The organism is Leifsonia sp. KNZ13-11D (genome assembly GCF_056754895.1).
In genome coordinates, this window is record NZ_JBPGWU010000001.1 from 2,725,511 (window position 1) to 2,747,376 (window position 21,866).

General features: G+C 73.1%; 15 protein-coding genes. 2 read left to right on the top strand and 13 right to left on the bottom strand.

Annotation, left to right across the window (positions count from 1 at the left end):
• Positions 1-178: 178 nt before the first annotated feature.
• Entirely contained in the window at positions 179-2,131 is a 1,953-nt protein-coding gene (locus ACR9Y5_RS13545; protein ID WP_481298432.1) for a hypothetical protein, read from the top strand.
• A 124-nt stretch (positions 2,132-2,255) separates the two neighbouring features.
• Here ACR9Y5_RS13545 and der read toward each other — a convergent pair whose 3' ends face one another.
• The 7 genes from der to ACR9Y5_RS13580 all read right to left on the bottom strand — a co-directional run bounded on the left by der (position 2,256) and on the right by ACR9Y5_RS13580 (position 8,725).
• Complete coding sequence (gene der, locus ACR9Y5_RS13550) at positions 2,256-3,761, bottom strand: ribosome biogenesis GTPase Der (RefSeq protein ID WP_481298433.1); 1,506 nt, start codon at positions 3,759-3,761, stop codon at positions 2,256-2,258.
• Positions 3,754-4,425, bottom strand: coding sequence for a (d)CMP kinase (gene cmk / locus ACR9Y5_RS13555; RefSeq protein WP_481298434.1), 672 nt, complete (start codon positions 4,423-4,425; stop codon positions 3,754-3,756). Before cmk ends, der begins: the two co-directional genes overlap by 8 nt.
• Complete coding sequence (locus tag ACR9Y5_RS13560; protein ID WP_481298435.1) at positions 4,422-5,510, bottom strand: prephenate dehydrogenase; 1,089 nt, start codon at positions 5,508-5,510, stop codon at positions 4,422-4,424. Before ACR9Y5_RS13560 ends, cmk begins: the two co-directional genes overlap by 4 nt.
• 125 nt (positions 5,511-5,635) lie before the next feature.
• Positions 5,636-6,388, bottom strand: coding sequence for a pseudouridine synthase (locus ACR9Y5_RS13565; RefSeq protein WP_481298436.1), 753 nt, complete (start codon positions 6,386-6,388; stop codon positions 5,636-5,638).
• A complete protein-coding gene (gene scpB, locus ACR9Y5_RS13570) occupies positions 6,378-7,010 on the bottom strand; it encodes an SMC-Scp complex subunit ScpB (RefSeq protein ID WP_481298437.1) in 633 nt (210 codons plus the stop codon). The genes ACR9Y5_RS13565 and scpB overlap by 11 nt, the downstream gene beginning before the upstream one ends.
• Positions 7,000-7,881, bottom strand: a complete 882-nt coding sequence (locus ACR9Y5_RS13575; protein WP_481298438.1) for a segregation and condensation protein A — start codon at positions 7,879-7,881, stop codon at positions 7,000-7,002. Before ACR9Y5_RS13575 ends, scpB begins: the two co-directional genes overlap by 11 nt.
• Entirely contained in the window at positions 7,865-8,725 is an 861-nt protein-coding gene (locus ACR9Y5_RS13580) for a ParA family protein (RefSeq protein WP_481299583.1), read from the bottom strand. The genes ACR9Y5_RS13575 and ACR9Y5_RS13580 overlap by 17 nt, the downstream gene beginning before the upstream one ends.
• 154 nt (positions 8,726-8,879) lie before the next feature.
• Between ACR9Y5_RS13580 and ACR9Y5_RS13585 the strand changes: the two genes are divergently transcribed.
• Positions 8,880-9,392, top strand: coding sequence for a GNAT family N-acetyltransferase (locus ACR9Y5_RS13585; protein WP_481299584.1), 513 nt, complete (start codon positions 8,880-8,882; stop codon positions 9,390-9,392).
• On the opposite strand, the gene ACR9Y5_RS13590 is transcribed toward ACR9Y5_RS13585, so the two are convergent.
• From ACR9Y5_RS13590 to ACR9Y5_RS13615, 6 genes are read right to left on the bottom strand one after another with little or no spacing between them, the layout of a single operon-like run.
• Entirely contained in the window at positions 9,304-11,634 is a 2,331-nt protein-coding gene (locus ACR9Y5_RS13590) for a transglutaminase TgpA family protein (RefSeq protein WP_481298439.1), read from the bottom strand. The two genes, ACR9Y5_RS13585 and ACR9Y5_RS13590, sit on opposite strands and share 89 nt — an antisense overlap.
• Entirely contained in the window at positions 11,631-12,866 is a 1,236-nt protein-coding gene (locus ACR9Y5_RS13595) for a DUF58 domain-containing protein (RefSeq protein WP_481298440.1), read from the bottom strand. The genes ACR9Y5_RS13590 and ACR9Y5_RS13595 overlap by 4 nt, the downstream gene beginning before the upstream one ends.
• Positions 12,863-13,861, bottom strand: coding sequence for an AAA family ATPase (locus ACR9Y5_RS13600; protein WP_481298441.1), 999 nt, complete (start codon positions 13,859-13,861; stop codon positions 12,863-12,865). Before ACR9Y5_RS13600 ends, ACR9Y5_RS13595 begins: the two co-directional genes overlap by 4 nt.
• On the bottom strand, positions 13,858-19,491 hold the full coding sequence (locus tag ACR9Y5_RS13605) for an Ig-like domain-containing protein (protein ID WP_481298442.1): 5,634 nt from the start codon (positions 19,489-19,491) through the stop codon (positions 13,858-13,860). The genes ACR9Y5_RS13600 and ACR9Y5_RS13605 overlap by 4 nt, the downstream gene beginning before the upstream one ends.
• Complete coding sequence (locus ACR9Y5_RS13610; protein ID WP_481298443.1) at positions 19,488-20,945, bottom strand: serine/threonine-protein kinase; 1,458 nt, start codon at positions 20,943-20,945, stop codon at positions 19,488-19,490. The genes ACR9Y5_RS13605 and ACR9Y5_RS13610 overlap by 4 nt, the downstream gene beginning before the upstream one ends.
• The gene (locus ACR9Y5_RS13615; protein WP_481298444.1) at positions 20,935-21,591 is read right to left on the bottom strand and encodes an FHA domain-containing protein; all 657 of its coding nucleotides are present in this window, start codon (positions 21,589-21,591) and stop codon (positions 20,935-20,937) included. Before ACR9Y5_RS13615 ends, ACR9Y5_RS13610 begins: the two co-directional genes overlap by 11 nt.
• Between the last annotated feature and the right edge of the window lie 275 nt (positions 21,592-21,866).

The following is a 21,866-nucleotide window of genomic DNA, read 5'->3' on the forward strand; positions in this document are numbered from 1 at the left end:
GTGAGGACAAACCGGGGTACAAATACCCCCCTTGTGGTCGCCCCTTCTTTGGGGGTGCGCCTACGGTCGAGTTGCACACGCTGCTGTGGCGTGTCGCCCTTGTGTGGCGACGTTTCCATACATATGCATCGAGCCGCGCATGCTGAGAGTGTCAGAGGCCCGGGGCTAGGCTGGCGGCATGCCGTCGCAGCCCCCCTCGCAGCTGTGGCGGCCCCAGTTGTGGCGGCCGCAGCTCTGGCGGGGGCCGACCGCGCTGGGCCGCACGGCGCTCGTGCTCGGACTGATCGTCGGCGTCCCGGTCGCGATCGCCCTGGGCCTCGTGCTCGCGGTGCTGGGGATCGCCGGGGGCCTGCTCGCGGTCGCCGGCTGGCTGATCGGCGCGGCGGCGGCCTGGGTCTGGTTTGCGCTGCAGCGGCGGGCGCGCATCCCCTACCCGTTCGCGACTCCCGCACCGTCGAGCCGTCGCGCCCGGCGGGTGGCGCTCAGCGCGCTGTATCTGTCGCTGGTGCCACGGGCGACCGGCGGCACCGCCCGGGTCGCCGGCGCACTGTTCGCGCCGCTCGCCCTGCTGGTCTCGCTGGTCGGGGTGTTCCTGCCGAAGTGGCGCGCGCGGCCGTACGTCGCGGTGTTCACGCTGCCCGCCATCCTGCGCAAGATCGTCCGCCTGGGCCGGCGGCGCGGGCTGCTGCGCGACGGTCAGGATGCGCTCCTGCTCGGCTACGACGACTTCCTGGCACGCGCGTTCCCGCAGATCCGCGACGTGCTCGACTGGTGGAACGACCCGTCACGCGGCGACGACTATGTGCCGACGCCCGGTCTCCCCGATATCCCGGCAGGACTGCTCGGGCTGCCGCTCGGGCCCTCCCCCGACCCGCTCGGCCAACCTGGGATCGCCGCGGGAGCGATGCGCCGGCGCGCGGTGCGATCGCTGCGCGAGGTGCTGCTCAGCCAGCGCGAGATCGACGACCTGTGCGACCCCGACCTCGACGACCGGGCGGATGTGGCGCTCGTCCGGGTCGTCGAGGTCGGAACCGCCGGCTCGCGGCGATGGATGGTGCAGTTCGCGAGTACGAAGTCGTGGCACCCCCGCGCGGGCGCGGCCCCCAACGACCTGACGGCCGACCTGCTCATCGGCGGCGGCGAGGAGCCGACCCTGACCCGGGCGGCGCTCGACACGATGCGGGAGGCGGGCATCCTGCCGGGCGAACCGGTGCTGCTCGCCGGCTTCAGCCTGGGCGGGATGGTCGCCGCTCAGCTCGCGACGGCCGCCACTACGGCCGGCTTCGCCGTGACGCACCTGCTGGTCGCCGGGTCGCCGCTCGGGCGCATCCCCGTGCCGGACGCGGTGACCGTGCTGGCGCTGGAGCACGTGCTCGACCCGGTGCCGCGGATCGAGGGCCGCGAGAACCCGCTCCGCCAGGCGGTGGGCGCACCCTTCCTGACGGTCAAGGCGCGGCCGCCGCTGTCGCACGGCTTCCGCATCGGCGAGCTGCACCAGTCGACCGCGTACGCCGACACAGCCGCTGCCGTCGAGACGGATCCACCCGACGACCGCGTGCGCGCGGTGCTGGCCGGCGTGGCGGCGACGTTCTTCGCGGGACCGCAGCGCATCCACGACCATGCGACCGCACGCGCCGGCGGCCTACCGCCGCGGCCGTCGGTGCCGCTGTACCTGCACAGCACGGTCGAGGAGGGCATCACCCGCGGCACGCTCAAGCGCACGGTTCGCCGGCTGCCGGGCGTCGTCGCGGTGGATGTGTACCAGTCGCGCAGCGGGTTCGCCACGACGGTCCTGTGGAACGCCGACCTGCTGGTGCGCGAACTCGACCCGTGGCTGATCGTCGCGGGACGGACCGCGGTCTACCGGGGACTGCTGTCGCTGCTCGCGCGGCAGCGTGCCGTCGGCATCCACCTGCGGCTGCAGGCCCGCGCGACACCCGGCATCACGTGGGAGGCGACGGTGCAGCGGCTGACGGACGGCCGCTGGCAGGAGACGGTGGATGTGACCGTCGACGACCGCGCCGACCCGGCGGACGTGGCGCGCCTGTTCCCGGAGGGCACGGCGACGGTGGTCGTCATCCACCCGCCGGACGCGTTCGCCCCCATCCTCGACGTCGCCCGCCAGCGCTGAGCCCGCGCCCGTCGCGCCAACATCCCACGCCCCCCACCGTCGAGTACACGATTTCTGCACGCCGCCGCGGCGTGTCGCGTGCAGAAATCGTGTAGTCGACGGAGGGCCGCGGGGGCGGCGGGAGTCAGCGCTTGCGCTTCTCCCGCACCCGCATGTTGAGCACGATGGGTGTGCCCTCGAAGCCGTACACCTCGCGCAGCCGGCGGATGATGTACCGCCGGTAGCCCGGGTCGAGGAACCCGGTGGTGAACACCACGAATGTCGGCGGACGGCTCGACGCCTGCGTCCCGAACAGGATGCGCGGCTGCTTGCCGCCGCGCACCGGGTGCGGGTGCGCGGCCGTGAGCTCGGCGAGGAAGGCGTTGAACTTGCCGGTCGGGATGCGCGTGTCCCACGAGTCGAGCGCCAGCTCCAGCGCGGGCACCAGCTTTTCGAGGTGCCGGCCGGTGCGGGCCGAGATGTTGACGCGCGGAGCCCAGGAGACGTGCGCCAGGTCTTGCTCGATCTCGCGCTCCAGGTAGCGGCGGCGCTCGTCGTCGAGGAGGTCCCACTTGTTGAACGCGAGTACCAGCGCGCGCCCGGACTCGAGGACCAGGTCGATGATGCGCACGTCCTGCTCGCTGATCGGCTCGCTGACGTCGAGGACGACGACGGCGACCTCCGCCTTCTCCAGCGCGGTGGAGGTGCGCAGCGAGGCGTAGAAGTCGGCGCCCTGCTGGAGGTGCACGCGGCGGCGGATGCCCGCGGTGTCGACGAAGCGCCAGACGCGACCGCCCAGCTCGACCTGCTCGTCCACGGGGTCGCGCGTGGTGCCCGCCAGTTCGTTGACGACGACGCGCTCCTCTCCCGCGGTCTTGTTGAGCAGAGACGACTTGCCGACGTTGGGGCGCCCGATGATCGCGACGCGACGGGGGCCGCCGATCTCGCGCTTGGCGAAGGCGGACTCCTCGGGCAGGACCTTCAACACTTCGTCCAACAGGTCGGCCACACCGCGTCCGTGCAGTGCCGACACAGGATGCGGCTCACCGAGACCCAGGGACCACAGCTCGGTCGCGTACGGCTCTTGGCGGGCGTCGTCCACCTTGTTGGCGGCGAGGAAGACCGGCTTGTCGGTCTTGCGCAGCAGGCGGACCACCCGCTCGTCGGTGGCGGTCGCGCCGACCGTCGCATCCACCACGAACAGCACGGCGTCGGCCAGGTCGATCGCGACCTCGGCCTGCGCGGCCACGCTGGCGTCGATTCCGCGGGCGTCGGGCTCCCAGCCGCCGGTGTCGACGAGGGTGAAGCGGCGGCCGTTCCACTCCGCCTGGTACGAGACGCGGTCGCGCGTCACGCCCGGCGTGTCCTCCACGACCGCTTCGCGGCGGCCCAGGATGCGGTTGACGAGGGCCGACTTGCCGACGTTCGGGCGGCCGACGATGGCCAGCACCGGCAGTGCCGGCAGGTAGGTGATGCCCTCGACGTCCTCGCCGGCGATCTCGAGCAGGTCGAGGTCGCTCTCGTCGAGCTCGTACTCCTCGAGGCCGCTGCGAAGGGCGTTCGCGCGCTGGACCGCGAGGTCCTCGTCGAGGGTCGAGAGCCGGGCGACGAGGTCGTCGTCGCCGACGGGCTCGTTTTCGATGTCAGACATGTGCTGCTTTCTGTACGACCTGGATGACCGCGTGGACGGTCTGGTCGAAGTCGAGGTCGGTGGAGTCGACGGTGGTCACACCGTCCGCGGCGTTCATGAAGTCGACGACGCGGGCATCGGCCGCGTCGCGCCTCCGCAGTGCCTCGCCGACGTGGTCGGCGGAATGGTCGGCCAGCTCCGCGGAACGCCTGGCCATTCTAACGGCTTCGTCGGCGGTGAGCAGGATGCGCACACGGGCGTCCGGGCAGACCACCGTCGTGATGTCGCGGCCCTCGACCACGATTCCGTCGCGATCGGTGTGCCGGATGATGTCGCGGAACAGCTCCGTGAGGAACGACCGCACCACGGGAACGCGCGCGATGGCGCTCACCACCGCCGTCACCTCGGGCGTCCGGATGGCCTCCGTGACGTCGTGGTCGCCCACGAAGACGTGATAGCTCGCCGGGTCGGTGCCGATCCGGTAGTCGAAGTCGGGGAGGGCGTCGATCACCGCGGAAGAGTCCGTCGCGTCGATCCCGCGCTCGACGACGAACCAGCTGAGCGCGCGGTACGCCGCGCCGGTGTCGAGGTACGCCCAGCCGAGACGGGCGGCGGCCGCCTTGCTCACGCTCGACTTGCCGCTCCCGGCCGGTCCATCGACGGCGACGACGATCGTGTCGGTCATCCGGTGATCCTCCATCCTCGTTCGGTCAGGTCGGAGACCGTGCGGTGCGCCACCTCGGGCAGCACGGCGATGTCGGCGAGGCCGAACGGTGCGCCGGGCGAGTGCTCCAGCCGCAGGTCCTCCATGTTCACGCCGAGCTCGCCGAGCTCGTGCAGCAGCCGCGCGAGCTCACCGGGCCGGTCCTCCACCATCACGACGAAGCGCGAATATCTCCGGTCCTGGCCGTGCTTGCCCGGCAGGCGCGAGACGCCGATGTTGCCGCCGGCGATCTCCTCGGCGATCGTGCGCCGCGCCCCGGAGGCGTCGACGTCGCCGAGGGCGACGAGCACGCGGTCGAGGTCGTCGCGGTAGGCGCGCAGGATCTCGACGATCGCAGGCGCGTTGGCGCCGAGGATCTGCACCCACAGCTCCGGCTCGCTCGCGGCGATGCGGGTGACGTCGCGGACGCCCTGGCCGGCGAGCGCGAGAGCGGCGTCCGGCGAGTCCGCCAGCCGTTTCGCCATGAGCGACGACACGATCTGGGGCGCGTGCGAGACGAGCGCGACGGCGGCGTCGTGCTGGTCCGCATCCATCTCGATCGGGGTCGCGCCCAGGTCGAGGATGAGCGCCTCCACGAGGCTCACCGCCGAGCGCGGGTTCTCCGGGCGCGCGGCGACGACCCACGGGCGGCCGATGAACAGGTCGGCGCGGCCTGCGGAGGGGCCGCCGCGTTCGCGCCCGGCGAGCGGGTGGCCGCCGACGTAGCGCGCGAGGTCGAGGCCGGACGCCTCGAGCTCGGCGAGCGGCGCGACCTTCACGCTCGCCACATCCGTGACGATCGCCTCGGGATGCGTCGCCAGCTCCTGAGCGATCACCCGGCCGGTGAGGTCCGGCGGGACCGCAACGACGATCAGCGCAGGCTCCGCTCCCCCGTCGTCGATCCGGCCCGCGCCGTAGTCCGCCGCCAGCCGCAGGTGGGCGGGCGAGGCGTCGGCGAGCAGCACGTCGACGCCCCGGGCGCGCAGCCCGAGTCCGACGGATGCGCCGAGCAGCCCCGCGCCGACGACGCGGACGGGACCGGCGAGGCGGGCGGTGGAGTCAGTCACCCGTCCACCTTAGAGGCTGCCCCGGACGTCCGTCGGCCGATGGCATCGAGGGGGCGAGACACGCCGTCATGCGTCGCGGATGACGGCGTGTTGCGACCCCTGGATCGACGGTCCGAGCGGATCGTTCAGCCCTGGCGGGAGATGGTCAGGAGCTGCCCGAGCTCGGCCTTGGTGAGGTCGCGCAGCTGGCCGGCCTTCAGCGTCCCGAGGTGCAGGGGGCCGAACTGCCGCCGCACGAGCTCCAGCACGGGATGCCCGACCTCGGCCAGCATCCGCCGCACGATCCGGTTGCGGCCGGAGTGCAGCGTGATCTCGACCAGCGAGTCGTCGCCGCGCGGGTTCGCCTGCAGCAGCTTGGCCCGGTCGGCCGCGATCGGACCGTCGTCGAGCTCGACGCCCTTCGTCAGGCGGCCGATGGTCTGCGGGGTGACGACGCCGCGCACGCGTGCGATGTACGTCTTGGTCACGCCGAAGCTCGGGTGCGCCAGCACGTGCGCCAGCTCTCCGTCGTTGGTGAGGATGAGGAGGCCCGAGGTCTCGGCATCCAGCCGTCCGACGTTGAACAGGCGCTCCGGGTACCCGGCGGTGAAGCGCGAGAGGTCGGGACGCCCCTGCTCGTCGCGCATCGAGCTCACCACGCCGACCGGCTTGTTGAGCATGACGTAGCGGCGGCTGGTGTCGAGCTGCACGGCCGTGCCGTCCACCGCCACCTTGTCCGTGAGCGGGTCGACGCGGGTCCCGAGCTCCTGCACGACCGTGCCGTTGACGGTCACCCGCCCGGCGACGATCATCTCCTCGGAGACGCGACGCGACGCGACGCCCGCGGCCGCCATCACCTTCTGCAGGCGCTCGCCCTGCCCCGTGCTCTCAGCGGACATCGCCCTCGAACCCGTCTGCGCCGTCCGCCAGCAGCGGGGAGATCTTCGGCAGCTCGTCGACCGAGTCGATGCCCAGCTGGCTGAGCAGCAGGTCGGTCGTCCCGTAGTTGATGGCGCCGCTCTCGCTGTCGGTGAAGAGCTCGGTGATCAGGCCCCGGCCGAGCAGCGTTCGCACCACCGAATCCACGTTGACGGCACGGATGGACGCGATCGCGCCGCGGCTGATCGGCTGCTTGTATGCGATGACGGCCAGCGTCTCGAGCGCCGCCTGCGACAGCTTCGTCGGATTCTGCTGCAGCACGTACCCGGAGACGACCGCGTCGTACTCTTCGCGCACGTAGATGCGCCAGCCGCCACCCACCTCACGCAGCTCGAAGCCGCGCCGGACGCCGCCCGCCTCGCCGTCGAAGTCGGCGACCAGTGCCGCGATGGCGGCCCGCACGCGCTTGACCGGTGCGCCGACCGCCGTGGCCAGCGTGACGATGCTCATGGGCTCGTCCGCCACCATCAGGATGGCCTCCAGCGCGCGTTCGATCTGCGCGTCGTCGACGGGCGCGGGCACCTCGGTGGTGTCCGTCACCTCCGTGCTCTCCGCGACCTCGGCCGTGTTCTCAACCGTCATAGTCGGCTCCCAGATTCGACAGGTTCTCCTCGGACCAGTGCTCCGCCGTCCACCGCAGGGTCAGCTCGCCCAGCGGCTCCAGCTGCTCGAACGCCAGTGCGGCCCGGCGGTACAGTTCCAGCACGGCGAGGAACCGCGCGACGACGACGCCCTTCTGCTCGGCGCCGGCCACCAGCTGGCGGAAACTCATCGGCTCGCCGTGACGCAGCATCCCGACCACGATCGCCGCCTGCTCCCGGATGCTGACCAGCGGCGCGTGCAGGTGGTCGAGACCGACGACGGGCACCTCGCGCGGGGTCATCGCCAGGGTGGCGAGAGCCGCGAAGTCGTCGAGGCTCAGTGTCCACACCAGCTCCGGCGTGCGCTGGCGGAACTTGTCCTCCAGCCGCACGAGGCGCGCGTGCCGGGAACCCTCGGCTTCGAGCCGCTCGGCGAACCACGACGACGCCTCCTTGAAGGCGCGGTACTGCAGCAGGCGGGCGAACAGGAGGTCGCGCGCCTCCAGCAGTGCGACATCCTCCGCATCCACCAGCTCGCCCTGCGGCAGCAGTCCGGCCACCTTCAGGTCGAGCAGGGTGGCGGCCACGAGCAGGAACTCGCTCGCCTCGTCCAGGCTCTCCTCGGTGTCGAGCGCGCGCAGGTAGGCGATGAACTCGTCGGTCACCCGGCTCAGCGAGATCTCGGTGATGTCGAGCTCGTGCTTCGTGATGAGCGACAGGAGCAGGTCGAACGGACCCTCGAACTCGCCGAGGGAGACGCGGAAACCGGACGACTCCTCGGCGGGAAGGGTCGTGCCCGGCTCGGTCGTGCCCGGCTCGGTCGTGCCCGGTTCGGTCGTGCCCGGTTCGGTCGTATCAGGCGACGGCGCCACGGAACACCAGTTCCCGCGCCAGCTGGCGGTACGCCTCCGCCGCCTGGTGCTCGGGCGCGAACTGCGTGATCGGGGTGGCCGCGACCGACGCGTCCGGGAACTTGACGGTGCGCGAGATCACGGTCTCGAGCACCCGGTCGCCGAAGGCGTCGACGACGCGCTCCAGCACCTCGCGCGAGTGCAGCGTGCGGGAGTCGTACATGGTGGCCAGGATGCCGTCGAGCTCGATCGCCGGGTTGAGGCGCTCGCGCACCTTGTCGATGGTTTCGATCAGCAGCGCGACGCCGCGCAGCGCGAAGTACTCGCACTCCAGAGGGATGAGCACGCCGTGGCTCGCGGTCAGCGCGTTGACGGTGAGGATGCCGAGCGAGGGCTGGCAGTCGACCAGGATCACGTCGTAGTCGTTGGCGACCTTCCGCAGGACGCCGGCGAGGATCTGCTCGCGGGCAACCTCGTTGACCAGGTGCACCTCGGCCGCGGAGAGGTCGATGTTGGCCGGGATGATGTCGAGGCCGGCCGTCGAGGTGGTCTGGATGGCCTCCTGCACGTCCGCGTGGCGGTTCAGCAGCAGGTCGTAGACCGTCGTGGCGTCGTGCGTGCGGGCGCCCAGCCCGGCGGAGAGGGCGCCCTGCGGGTCGAAGTCGACCGCGAGCACGCGGCGGCCGTACTCGGCGAGCGATGCGCCGAGGTTGATGCTCGTCGTCGTCTTGCCGACGCCGCCCTTCTGGTTGCAGAGGGCGATGATCTTGGCCGGTCCGTGCTGCGTCAGCGGGGCGGGCGCCGGGAACGCGCGCTGCGGGCGACCGGTGGGGCCGGGCTTCACGGCGATGGATGCGGCATCCATGCCCGGAAGCTGGGTCTCGACCTCGTCGTTGCGCGTCACCTGGGTGTTCCTCGTCCCTCTCGTGGGCGGTCTTTCAAGGGGACAGTCTATCCGCGCCGTGCCCCGCTTGCGGGGCGCGCGCCCGGCGGTTCGGTACGCTGGCCGCGTGCAGCCGATGCCGCCCGTCCTGGAGACCCCTCGCCTGCGTCTGCGCCCGCGCGACGGCCGCGACGCCGAGTGGAACCTCGCGCTGCTCGCCGAGCATCCCGTCGGCCGCGACCCCCGGTCGCCCGAGGAGGAGCGCGAGAGGCTGGACGAGCAGCGCCGCCGCTTCGACGAGCGGGGCTTCGGCCTGTACGCGATCGAGGTCGCCGAGACCGGTGAGGCCGTCGGGTACTGCGGACTGGTGGTCGGCCGGGCGAGCGCGGCGCAGCCTGAGCTGGCCTACGAGCTGCTCCGCAGGCACGTCGGCAGCGGCTACGCGACCGAGGCGGCGTCCGCGGTGGCGGATGCGGCGTTCGCCGCCGGTTTCCCGATCCTCTGGGCGACCGTGGCCACATGGAACGCCCCGTCGTTCGGCGTGCTGCGGAAGCTCGGCTTCACGGCGACGCGCCGGGCCGGGGGCGACGCGCGCTCCGTCTACGTCTGGCTGCGTCGCCGGGCCCCGCGGCGCCGTCACGCCCGGTAGCATGGCGCCTGACTGGTCGCGCCCGGCGTCGGAGGGCACGCCACGAGGTCCGGATCCGCAGCCGTTCGAGTCGCGACCTCCCCTCGCCGAGCTCGGCCGCCACCCTGGTGGATTCGTCCCAGGCGGCTTCGACGTCGGCGGGACGCACGGTGCCAGCGTCGAACACCGAGCGGTCCACACGTTCCGCCAGCCGCCGCACCGAGTCACGGCCCGTCGCGGTGGCGACCTCCCGGCGCGTCGCCGACGGCGGGAGGGCGACCCCCGCGTCCGTCAGCCGGTCGATCAGCTCGTCCCAGGCGCCGGAGAGCCGATGCTCCGCCTCGTCGCGTCGCCGTCGCCGGCGACGCAGCGCCCCCCGCAGCGCCGCGGTGACCCACAGGGGCGCGAGCAGCAGCGCGGAGACGGGGACGACGACGACCACCACCGCCAGGACCGAGCCGAGGATCGTCAGCCACAGCGGTGCCTCGGGTGCAGCCTTCCGGTGCGTGTCGTCCCCCGTCCCGGCGGACTCGCTGTGCTGGCGGACCGGCGGAGGCGGGGGCGGCACGCTGAGCGGGTGCGCCACGACCTCGCGGCTCGTCCGATCGTCGGCGGGAACCGGCCGCACCGGTGGCACCGGATCGATCGCCGTCCAGCCGCCGGACGCATCCTGCACCTCCACCCACGCGGTGAGGTCGCCGGCTGTGAACGTCACGTCGCCCCGGTTCGCGGTGTCTCCGCGGGCGTAGCCGACGACGACCCGTGAGGCGAAACCGAGCTCGCGCGCCATCAGCGCCAGCGCGGGCGCGTACTGTTCCGCGTCGCCGAGCATCGGCGCCTCGGTGACGAGGGCGGCGAGCCGGTCGCTCGAGTGCCCGGCACGACTCGGCGGCTCGCCCGGAGCGGAGTGGCTGATGTACCCGCTGCGCAACCAGGTCGTCAGGGCGAGCAGCCGCCGGCCCGGGCTTCCGGAACCGCTGTTGCGAGCGACTGCGTCCGCCAATGCCTGCGGAGTGGCGTCCGCGTGCGCCTGGTGGGCCGCGGACGGTCGCAGCCGGGCGATCGCGGCGTCGTCGGCATCCGGCGCCACGTGCGCGTGCACGGTGTAGCCGAGGCCCGCATCCACTCCCCCGGCCAGCACCGCCCCCGAGACGGCGCGGTCGTAGTAGAAGTCGTCTGCCCGCCCACGGTCCGCCGGAGCGAACTCCATGGAGTCGAGGGCGCCGACGGTGGGCAACCACACTCCGTTGAGGTCGTGGACGGTGAGGCGCACGCTGACCGGCTGCCCCGGGGACGGGGCCGTTCGGTCGACGCGCAGGGGCACCCGCTCGTACACGCCGGACAGGCCGTCGCGGTCGTCGGCCGCCGCGGCGAAGACCAGCCCGGTGTAGTCGTCCAGGGTCGCCAGCCGGATGCGGGCGCCAGCGGGCAGCCCCGAAGCGGTGATCACCCGGGCGTCCTTCGCCGGGGCGAGGACGCTGTTGCGGTAGCCCACGAGGGGGCTCACCAGCCGGCTCGGGTCGAACGGCGGACGGACCAGGTCCCGGACCGCAGCCCGCGACGACGCCGGCGGCACCGCGCCCGCGGCCCACGCACCGGCGGCCGTGCAGGCCAGCACCAGCGCCATCGTCCCGGCGGTGCGCCCGAAGCGTCGAGCGACAGCGTCCTCGTGCGCCCGGATCCGGGGCCGCCCGATGCCGCGGGACGTCCAGACCATCGCGACGAGCAGCATCCCGGCCGCTCCGGCGAGAGGCCAGCCGAGCTGAACGCTCGTCGCCGGCCCCACGAGCAGGGCGAACACCAGGAGCACCGTCGGCGCGGCGAGCGCGAGCGCCGGTCGGCGGGACCGGAGCACGACCGTCCCGCCCACCACCGCGCAACCCAGCGAGACGATGAGCGCGGGCACGAGGAGCCCGTCGGAGGCGCCGAGCGGAAGCTCCACCGAGAGCATCTTCCTCCAGGCCGCCCCGCAGGCGATGACGAGGTCCCGCACACCATCGAGGGTCGGGATGACGATCGCGACCGCGCGGTCCGGCAGGGCCGCGGGCACCCCGACGGCCAGGAAGGCGACGGCTGTGGCGACCACGAGCACGACCAGCGGCCACCGACGTGCCGCGGCGACGACCGCGAGCGCGGTCCCGACGGCGATGCCCACGACGACCGTGACGATCACCTGCGGATGCAGGTACGTCGGCCAGAGCGGCACCGCCGCCACCAGCGACAGGACGACGAGGAAGGCCACGTCGGGCGCCCTCCCCCTCATGCGGCGGACCTCGACAAGGATCTGCGGAGGTCATCCAGGTAGCCGATCGTCACCACGCTCAGCCCGCCCACCCGACGCAGCGACGGCCGCCGCTCGCTCGCGCAGACCACCACCACGACATCCACCCCCGCCGGGAAGCGCAGCGACCAGGAGCGGAGTTCGCGGGCGCTCGGCGTCGAGCCGACGAAGAGGACGACCAGGGAGATGCCCGCGACGACGGTGGAAGCGAGGGCCGCGAGCCCGTCCACCCCGACGTCGGAGCTGCCGAGCACCACGCCGGAGACGGCGTCCAGGAACCGCGTCGGGGTGACCGTCGGCAGCAGAACGGGCAGCCGGGACGCCGCCGCCGCTCCGCCGCCCTCCCCCGTCGGGCTGGTGATCGCGGTCACCTCGCGTCCGTCGCGGATGGCACGCACCGCGACGGACGCGGCGGCGGACACGGCCAGCTCGAACTCCTCGTGGGTGGCGAAGTCGCTCCAGGAGAGGCCGAGCCCGATCACGAGATGGCTCCGGCGCGTCTCCTCGAACTGCCGCACCATGAGCTCGCCGCTCCGCGCCGTCGACTTCCAGTGGATGTGCCGCGGCTCGTCCCCGGGGCGGTACTCGCGGAGGGCATGGAAGGAGATGTCGCCGGCGGTGAGGTCGCGCGTCGGGTTGCCCTCGAGGTCGCGGACGAAGCCGGTGCTCGTCGACGGCACGGCGACCGTCGTCGGATGCACCGCGACGGCGAATGTGGGCGTCCGCTCGACGCGCCGCCGGAAGAGGCCGACGGGGTCGCCCCGGACCGACCGCACCGGCCCCACGACCACGACGCCGCGCCGGTCGGCGGGAACGTCGAAGCCGCTCCAGCGCTCCCCTCCGACGGTCGCGCGAGCGGTCGCGCGAGAAGGACGGCGCCCGGCGCCCAGGCCGAGCACCGCGTCGCCGACCTGCACCTCGAGCCTCGGACCGCCGAGCAGCGAGTGCGACCCCGCGAGGACGACCCGCGCGGGGACCGGCGACCCGACGGTCGTACGCTCCGCGGCCACCTCCAGCCGTACGCCCTCGCCCGGGCGCCCGATCAGCAGCAGGGCGCAGAGTGCGCACAGCAGCGCCAGCGCGAACCCGACGGCGACCAGTTCGGCCCAGCCGGCCGCGTAGCCGGCGACGAGGGCGACGGCCGCCGTCGCCAGTGCGGCCCACCCGGACGGCGTGACCACCTCGACGACGGCGCGGAGCGTGGGCGGCGTCACACCGCCATCCGCTCGGCGGGAGGGGTCACATCCAGCAGGACGCCGGCGATCACGCTCGACGCGGTGACCCCGTCGAACTCGGCCTCGGCGTCGAGGATCAAGCGGTGCGCCAGCACCGGCTCGGCGAGCGTCTTGACGTCGTCGGGGAGCACGTAGGTGCGCCCCTGGCTGATCGCCCACGTCATGGCCGCCCGGACCAGGGCGAGCGCACCGCGGATGCTCGCGCCGAGCCGCACTTCGGCCGACGACCGGGTCGCGTCGATCAGCCGGGCCACGTAGTCCAGTACGGCAGGATCGGTGGTCGTCAGCTTGGCGATCTCGATCATCGAGGCCAGCTGCTCCACCCGGAGCACCGGCGGCAGCACCCGCTGGTGGGATTTCGTCCTGGCCCCTTCGAGGATCGCGCGGGTCGCCACCGCGTCGGGGTAGCCCAGGGTCGTCTTCATCATGAAGCGATCGAGCTGCGCCTCGGGGAGGCGGTAGGTGCCGGCCTGCTCGACGGGGTTCTGGGTCGCGATGACCATGAACGGGTCGGGGACGCCGTAGCCGACGCCGTCGACGGTGACGCGGGACTCCTCCATCACCTCGAGCAGCGCCGACTGCGTCTTCGGGCTGGCCCGGTTGATCTCGTCCGCCAGCAGGATGTTCGTGAAGACCGGTCCCCGGTGGAACTCGAACTCGGCCGCCTTCTGGTCGTACACGCTCATCCCGGTGACATCGCCCGGCAGGAGGTCCGGGGTGAATTGGATGCGCCGGCTGGTGCCTCCGACCGACTGGGCGATGGCGCGGGCCAGCGAGGTCTTGCCCGTACCGGGGTAGTCCTCGAGCAGCAGATGTCCCTCGCTCAGCAGGGCGGCGAGCGCCAGCCGCACGACGTGCGGCTTGCCGCGCAGCACCTGCTCGACGTTGTCCACGAGCGTCGTGAAGGCGGACTGGAACCACGCCGCCTGCTCGAGCGTCATGGGGGTGAGCTGTTCATCCGGGTGCGGGATCATCGCTGGTTCTCCTGGGAGGGGTCGGGGACGGGCGGCACGTCAGGCCCCGGGATGAGCCGGGGAGAGAGCGGGTCCGTTCCGAAGGTCTGCGGCGGCGTGCATTCGTAGACGCCGCACGCGCGGACGCGGACGACGTAGGCGACGCTGTCCGCGACGGCCGTTCCCGGCCCCGTCACGAACCCTGCGGAACTCGGCAGCGTCGTCCAGGCGGAGGCGGTGCCGCTGTCGTTCGTCGCCGGTACGATCGCGTACTCGATACGGTCCGCGTTGACCGCGTTCTGCACGGCGACGTAGATGTCGGATCGCGTCGAGCCACTGGCATCCGGCCGGGACAGCAGCTGGACGGACGCGTCCATCGCGGGCCGCTGGGCGTCCAGCGGCGGCGTCGACGCAGCGGTGCAGAACAGTCCGTTCCGGGCGAAGACGGTGTACACCGCGCCGTCGATCGCCGGCCCGGGGTCGGTCCACGACGAACCGTCCGCTCGCGTGCCGACGGCTCCGCACGGCCCGGCCGAGACGTCGCCGGCCGCCACGACGAAGGACACGTCACCCGCCCCGCTCTCGACGGCCCAGTGAACGGTCGGGCTGCCGCCCGGTCCCTCACGGACGACGGTCACCGACGCATCCACGAAGACCGGAGCGGCGATCGCCGTCGTGGTCGCCGTGGCGGCGGGTCCGGATCCGCTGCGGTTGACGACGACGACCGAGATCGCGTATGCGGCCCCCGGGATCGCGCCGTCGATCCTGTCGCCGGTCGAGGAGACCGGATAGTCGCGGTCGACCAGTGTGCTCCCGCCCCCGGTGACGGTGACATGGAGCGCGGTGGGAGCGGAGGCCTTCGCCGGCTGCCGCCCGAGCCCCCAGCCGAGGTCGAGAGTGCCGCCGGAGCGATCGTCGGGGTCCGGGGCGATGGAGGCGGCGGGCGCGGTGGGAAGAGCGTCGACCACGACGGGCGCGCTCGGCTCGCTCCAGGGGCCGTCGCCGATCGCGTTCGTCGCGCGCACGACGAACCGGTACGTCTCGCCGGACGACAGCCCCGGGACCACGCACGACGCCCCGGGCGCGCAGTCCGCCGAGGGACCGCCGCCGACAGCCTCGACGCGATACGACGTGATCGGCGAGTTGTTCGGGTAGGTCGCGGGGATGCTCAGGACGACGGAGGAGTCGTCGACCGAGGTGGACACCACCCCGGGAGCGCTGGATGGGCGGTCGGGCGCATCCAGGATGCTCACCGCGATCCGCGCGGACGCCTGCCGTGCGGGATCCCCGGTCGAGTCGGCCACGGTGTACGGGATGGACACGGTCCCGGTGGGCGCCTGCGCTCCGACGGAGACCGTCACCGTGCTGGAGCCGCGTCTCGCCGCGATACCCGGAGGAAGCGCGGAGGTGTCGACGTCGACGAGCCGCAGCGGCTGCCCGGGGAACGGATTCGTCGCCTCGTCGTTCGTCAGCACGTCGACGCTCGCCGACTCCCCCCGCTTGATCGTGAGGGTGTCGTCGATCGGAGAGACGGGCGGACGGACCACCGCGGTCACGGTCACGTCGACCGTCGCCGACGATCCCGCGCCGTTCCTGTCCCGGACGGACACGGCGATCCTGGACGTCGTGCCCGTCGCAGCGCCCGCCGCCGTTGTCAGCCGCAACGATGAGCCGTCCACCGACGCGGTGACGGCTCCGCCCGGGCCCGACTCGACCGCATACCTCAGCGAGCTCCGTGGCCCGGCGTAGTCGGTGAGCGCCCCGAGGTCGACCGAGAGCCCCGCCCCGCTCTCCAGCTGCACCGACGTGCCCGAGAGCTTCGGCGGCTGCTCCTTCGCCGGCGTCACGGTGATCGGGAGGGTCAGGGTCGCCTGATTGCCGCCACGACCGGGATCCCCGTCGGTGACGGTGACGGTGATGCCGGCCGGACCGACGTACTCGTTCGCCGACACGAACCTCAGCGTCGCGTCGTCGACGGTGAGGCCGGAACCGTCCGAGAAGGTCGCGGACACGCTCGACGGATCGGCGATCCGCACCTTCCGGTCGTTCGCCGCGATGACATGGTCGCGCAGCGGGATGGTGAGGGTGGCACCGCTCTTCACGGTGAGAGCCGGCGCGTTCGTGCGGAGTTCGGGACGTGCCCCCTCGGTGCCCGGAACCCAGATGAACGCCATCGAGGAGACCGACGGGTCGTCCTTCCGCTGCACCCGGAACGGGATGACCTGGCTCTGCCCGCGGACGTCGACCCGGACCCGGTCGCCGTCGAGGCGCGCCGACGGGAACCCGGGGACCACGCTGAGGGCGAGGCCGGATCGCGACCCTTCCGTGAAGGTGACGGTCGCGAGCGGATCGGCGACGACGCTCTGCCGGTCGGCGATGTCCTCGAGTCCCAGACGGACGTCGCGGGCGACCGGTCCGGCGAGCGGCGCGTCCCGGGAGACCTGCAGGTAGAGCCAGGCTCTCGCCTGGCCGCCCCGCGGGTTCTGGACCGTGTAGAGCACCCCGTAGGCTCCCTCGGCGTCGGGAGCCCGCAGACTGATCGTCGTCCGCGAATGGGTCGGCGCGGCCGTCGAAGCGGACTGGACGGCGACGATGCTCAACGCACCGTCCTGCGGGTCCGTGTCGTTGTCGACGACGTCGACATGCAGGCTGGTCCCGGGACGCGTGACGACAGCATCGTCGTGGGCCACCGGCGGCACCGCCGTGCCGGTGGGCGCGGTCACCCCGACGCGGATCGTTCCGGTCGCCACCGCCCCCAGCGCATCCACCACGGTGTACGAGAAGGTGTCCGTCCCCGCCGTGCGGGCGGATGCGGTGTACCGGAGCGCGGTGGCCGTCGTGCCGGAGACGACGCCGAGACGGGGCGGTGCGGCCTGCCCGACGAGGGTCACCTCGTCACCGTCCGGGTCGATCCCGGAGAGCGGGACGGGGATGGTCACGCTTTCGCCGGCGACCGCCCGTGCCTCCACGGCCACCGGGACCGGCGCGCGGTTCTTGGCGATGTCCACGGCACGGACGGTGATGGTCACGGCCGCCGTCGCCGTCTGACCGTCCGTGGTGGAGACCGCGTAGGCAGCCGTGTAGGTGCCCGGCCGGCTCGGCGCGAGGTACCGCAGCCGGTCGGCGGCGGCGAAGAGCGTCCCCTGGTCGCGCCCCACATCCTGCGCGAGAGTCGGGTTGAGCAGCAGCGGCCGGCCGTCCGGTTGCACGTCGTTCTCCAGCACCGGGATGTCGGCGACGGCGCCGACGCGGACGCTCACCGCGTCCGGGTTCGCCACCGGCGGGCGGAGCTTGAGCGGTTCGGGGATCTGGATGATCGTGACCGTGCCGGTGGCATCGGCGGTCCCGTTCGTCACCGAGTAGGTGAACACCGCCGGGCCGGCATCGAGCGACCTCAGCAGGGTGACGCTCAGCTCCCTCCCGTCCACGATGCCGACAGACAGGGTCGGCGGCACCTCCGCGACGCTCTGCAGGGTGAGCACCCCGCCACCCGGATCGATGTCGTCGGCGAGCACGTCGACACTCCGCGTGTCGCGGAGGTGCACGAAGGCGGTCGAGGGACGGGTGAACGGGGGGCCGGGGTGATCGGGAGGGCTCAGCGCCTCCAGCCGGACCAGCCCGCTCGCGTTCTGGGTGCCGTCGGTCACCGTGTACGTCAGCAGGTGCGTACCGGCTCGGGACGCGGACACCACGAAGGTCCCGGCGGGATAGTCGGGCACGATCGTCACACCGGAGTCGCCCGGAGCCGACACGCCGTTCAGCCGCAGCGTCCCGGTGCCGCCCCGCACGTTCCCGAGGGGTGCGACCTGCACATCGCGGCCGACGTAGCCGGTGATGGAGAACGCGTCGGCGATGATCGGGACGGCGCCGGCCGCCCCGACCGTGACGGAGAGCTGTCCCGCACCCTCCGCGGAGCCGTCGGAGACCACCAGCCCGACGGACCGCAGTCCCGGTCCCGTGGCGCCGTCGGTGACCTCCACCCGGCCGTCGGCCGCGAACTCCACCCGATCGGGCAGTGTGGCCGTCGCATCGGCGAGGTAGACGGGGTCGGACTCCGGGTCGACCCAGTCGCCGAGCGTCATCGCCGAGACGGTGCCTCCGGACGCCACGGACGTGCGGGTGGGCCGCACCTGACGCGGGGGCCCGTTCTGCGACGACGGGACGAAGGTCACCGTCACGCTCGCCTGAGCGGTGCCTCCGCGCCCGTCGTCGACGGTGTACCGGAAGGTGCGGGTTCCTGCGGCGCCGGGCGCGGCGGTCAGCTGCACCTTCTGCGCGTCGTCCACCACGTCGAGGCGGCCGGCCTCGGCAGGGAGGCTCTCCACGGCCGTGATGATCAGCGGATCCCCGTTCGGATCGCTGTCGTTGAGCAGCACGGGGAACGTGTTCGGACGGCCCGCGCGCGCACCGAACGCGTCGTCGGCGGCTGTGGGCGGCTGCTGGTCGGGCTCGGTGCGGGGCGGGACGTCCTCCCGCTGTTGCTCCAGTTCGACCGTGTTCGACGGCTCGACGAAGTCGCCCCAGTTGTCGATCAGGCGCCCGCCGTTCTGGAGCGCCCACGTGCGGCCGCTGGCAGCGTCGTTGGCCACGACCCGCCGGGCGTTCACCAGCAGCGACACGGCCGCACCGCCCGAGGAGGCCAGCCGGACCTCGCGTGGGGAGTCCTGGCCGCGACCGGACCCCGAGCCCGGCCCGCAGAGCCGGTACGCGACACCGTTCGACCATGCCGCGTACTCGCATCCTCCGACACGGACTGGAGCGGTCGTGGTGCCCCGGGTCGTCTGCGGCCCGATGCGCCGGACCGCGTGACCGGCGAGGTCGATGCCGAGAAGCCCGGCGGAATGCGCGATGAGGAGCCGGTCGCCGTCGGCGGCGGGACGCATCAGGACCGCCGACGACGGCTTCGGAAGCTCCGCGCCGAGCGCGATCGGCGAACCGTCCAGCCACAGCCGCCCCGACGCCGGATCGTAGATCGCGGGGCGCCCGGCGACGAGCGTCGCCTGCAGGCCTCCGGATCGGACGGCGACGGCCAGGTGCGAGGCGGTGACACCGTCCGGGGCGTCGAGGCGCCCGGTGGTCAGGACGTGGGTCTTCGCGGAGAAACCGACGAAGCGCCCCTCCGAGTCGGCGGCGAGCACCGCATCCGCACCGAGGGAGAGCGTCGGTCGGCTGGTCGCCTGGAACGCGCCCGCATCGTCCTTCGCCACGACCCAGACGTCGCCGGTCGTGGGGCGGTAGATGCCCAGCCGGTCTCCGGCGTCCACGACCCGGCTGCCGCCCGCCGGGAGGGACACGGTCGTCGTGATCGTCGCATCCGCCGGCGATGCGACCGCCAGGACGTTCTGCGACGGGTCCTCCACCATCAGGTGGGTGGCGTCCTGGATGAGCGCCACCTTCGAGGACGGCGACCCGAAGGCGGTGCTCAGCGCGCCGATCTCCGTGTTCGCATGGCCGATCAGCCGGTGCGCGCCGCTGGGCACCCACACGGATCCGTCGTCCAGGTCGAGCTGCTGCCGCACGTAGCCCGGCGAGAGGACGGCGCAGGCGACCGTGACCGCCACGGCGGCGGCCGACACGGTGGCGATGATCGCGCGACCGAGCCGGGAGGGGTGCGGGGAGCCCGGAGGAAGGCGGCGGCGCGCGCGGATCACGAGCGACCTCCCGCGCAGGTGGAGTCGCTCGACGGCCCGGAACGGCCGTCCCGGACGACGGTCACCGTCGCGCAGATGCGCTCCCCGTTCGTCCGTTCGACGACGAAGGAACGGCGTGTGCGCGGCGGCGTTGCGACGCCCTGCACGCGGACGACGTACCGGTCGCCCGCCGCGACGCCCGGGTCCGCCCACGCGAAGCGCACCGCGTCCCCCGCGCTGGTCGCACTCAGCTGCCGGACGCGCGGGGCATCGCCGGGGAGGGACGCTGCGGTCCCGCCGACGACGGCGGCGACGACCGCGCCTGCCGCGACGGCGAGCCCCCAGGTCCGGGCGGAGCGGAGGAGCCGCGGCGACCCGGCGGACCGTGTCGACGGCTGCGAGGAGGAGTGGGAGCCGAACCGCCCGGCGCTCGTGCCGCCGTCCGGAGCGGACCTCGACACGGTGTCCGGGTGGCGGGTGCGGCGGCGGCGCTGCGCGGTGCGGCCGGTGGGACCACTCGTCCCGCCCGCCCCCGTTGCGCCCGTCGCCCCGCCCGTCCTCGCATCCGCCGGTCCCCCGAGCGGCAGCGAGCCGACCATGCGCGCCGAGGGCACATCGACAGGCGTCGGGCGGAGCGCAAGCCCCGCTTCGATGGCCTGGAGCTCGCGCACCACGTCGAGGATCGTCCCCGGACGTTCGGCGGGATCCCGGCTGAGTCCCGCGGCCAGCAGCCGCCGGAGCGCAGCGGGCACATCCTCGCGAGCGACCGGCGCCACCGCGCGACGACCGAGGATGCGCCGCGCCAGGTCCTCACGTCCGTCCGCGCCGCCCGGCGACTCGAACGGGGACCGCCCCGACAGCAGGCCGTGGAGCGTCGCGCAGAACGACCACACCTCTGAACGGACCGTGCCCGCCGTCGCGCCCGCGACCACCTCGGGGGCCGACCACGGGAGGGAGAAGGCCCCGGCCTCGCGGGCCTCGGCGTGCGAGATCGCAGCCGCGATCCCGAAGTCGGCGAGCACCGCCCGGCCGTACTCGGTGATCAGGAGGTTGGACGGCTTGACGTCGCGGTGCAGCACCCCGCTGCGGTGGGCTGCCTCCAGCGCACCGCCGATCCCGATGGCGGTCTGCAGCACGGTCCCGATCGGGATGACCTCCGAGCGCATCCTGGCACCGAACGATGACGGGCAGTACTCCATGGCGAGGTAGGGGCGCCCATCCAGGGCGAGGCCCGCCTCGTACACGGTCAGCACCGACGGGTGCGATGCGAGGTGCGCCATCACCGTCGATTCCGCGAGGAACATCTCACGCACCACGCTGTCCGACACGGAGGAGAGCAGCACCTTCACGGCCACGGTGCGCCGCGGCATCGACTGGGCGTACAGGGAGACGTCGGCGAAGCCGCCCGAACCGAGAGGACGCAGGTACGTGTAGCCCGGCAGGACAGGCGGCTGCTCGGGGAGCCTACGCGACACCGGGTTCGCCCTCCACCTCGACGACCACATCCCCGCCGAGGGTCAGCCGGGTGCCTGGAGCGATCGGGAGCTGCTCCCCCGGCGCCAGCCGGTAGGGGCGGCCGGACACCGGTGCGACCTCGGTCCCACCGGCGGACCAGAGGTCGCGCGCGACGAGCCGGCCGGCCCGCTCCGTGAGCAGGAGATGCGTCTCGGAGACGCGGTCGGAGGCGCCCGGCGTGCTCAGCAGGAGGGCGGTCCGCTCATCGGCCTCCGGCGGGACGACGGGAGAACGCCCGATGTAGAGCGGGCCGTCGACCCGGCGCCGTTCGCTCGTTCCGCCGTGCGAGACCACCACACCGAGCGGGGTCCGGCCGACGAGCACCGTGCCGGCCGGGCCGGTGCCTCCCGTCCATGCACGATGGAACACCCCGAGGACGGTCGCGTCGAGGTTGCCGTCGTCGTCGTCCGGCACGACCGGAGCCGGCACGACCGGAGCCGGCACGACCGGAGCCGGCACGGCGGGAGCCGGCACCGCACCCGCGGGGTCGCGGTAGGCGATCGCGAACACACCGTCGAGGACCACCTCGCCCAGTTCGCCGCCGTTCACGCGGCGCTCACCGGCCGCCGTCCGCACGGACAGCGACACCCGGTCGCCGACGCTCACCTGGACGAGGCGCTCCCCGGAGGAGCGCAGCAGGACGGCATCACCGCTTGCGCGGTCGCGCGTGACCGCGACGGTGGTGAGCGCGTCGAAGGAGATCTTCGAAGAATGCTGACATGTGCCGTTCGTTGCGCGGTTCGCGTTCGGGTGCGACCGGGTCGGGAGGGCGGCGCGGACGATTGCGCCGGGTCAGTTCTACTTGATTCGATGCGGGGCACGCTTATTGCGGTCATTTTCGGACCACCCGGCGCCCCCGAGCGCCCGACTGCGGCGCGCGT

Excerpts from the sequence above, each read along its gene's own strand:
- ACR9Y5_RS13565 (WP_481298436.1), bottom strand. The coding sequence starts at position 6,388 with ATGTCCGCTGAGAGCACGGGGCAGGGCGAGCGCCTGCAGAAGGTGATG.
- ACR9Y5_RS13580 (WP_481299583.1), bottom strand. The coding sequence starts at position 8,725 with ATGGATGCCGCATCCATCGCCGTGAAGCCCGGCCCCACCGGTCGCCCG.
- ACR9Y5_RS13600 (WP_481298441.1), bottom strand. The coding sequence starts at position 13,861 with ATGATCCCGCACCCGGATGAACAGCTCACCCCCATGACGCTCGAGCAG.
- der (WP_481298433.1), bottom strand. The coding sequence starts at position 3,761 with ATGTCTGACATCGAAAACGAGCCCGTCGGCGACGACGACCTCGTCGCC.
- ACR9Y5_RS13590 (WP_481298439.1), bottom strand. The coding sequence starts at position 11,634 with ATGAGGGGGAGGGCGCCCGACGTGGCCTTCCTCGTCGTCCTGTCGCTG.
- cmk (WP_481298434.1), bottom strand. The coding sequence starts at position 4,425 with ATGACCGACACGATCGTCGTCGCCGTCGATGGACCGGCCGGGAGCGGC.
- ACR9Y5_RS13585 (WP_481299584.1), top strand. The coding sequence starts at position 8,880 with ATGCCGCCCGTCCTGGAGACCCCTCGCCTGCGTCTGCGCCCGCGCGAC.
- ACR9Y5_RS13545 (WP_481298432.1), top strand. The coding sequence starts at position 179 with ATGCCGTCGCAGCCCCCCTCGCAGCTGTGGCGGCCCCAGTTGTGGCGG.
- scpB (WP_481298437.1), bottom strand. The coding sequence starts at position 7,010 with ATGACGGTTGAGAACACGGCCGAGGTCGCGGAGAGCACGGAGGTGACG.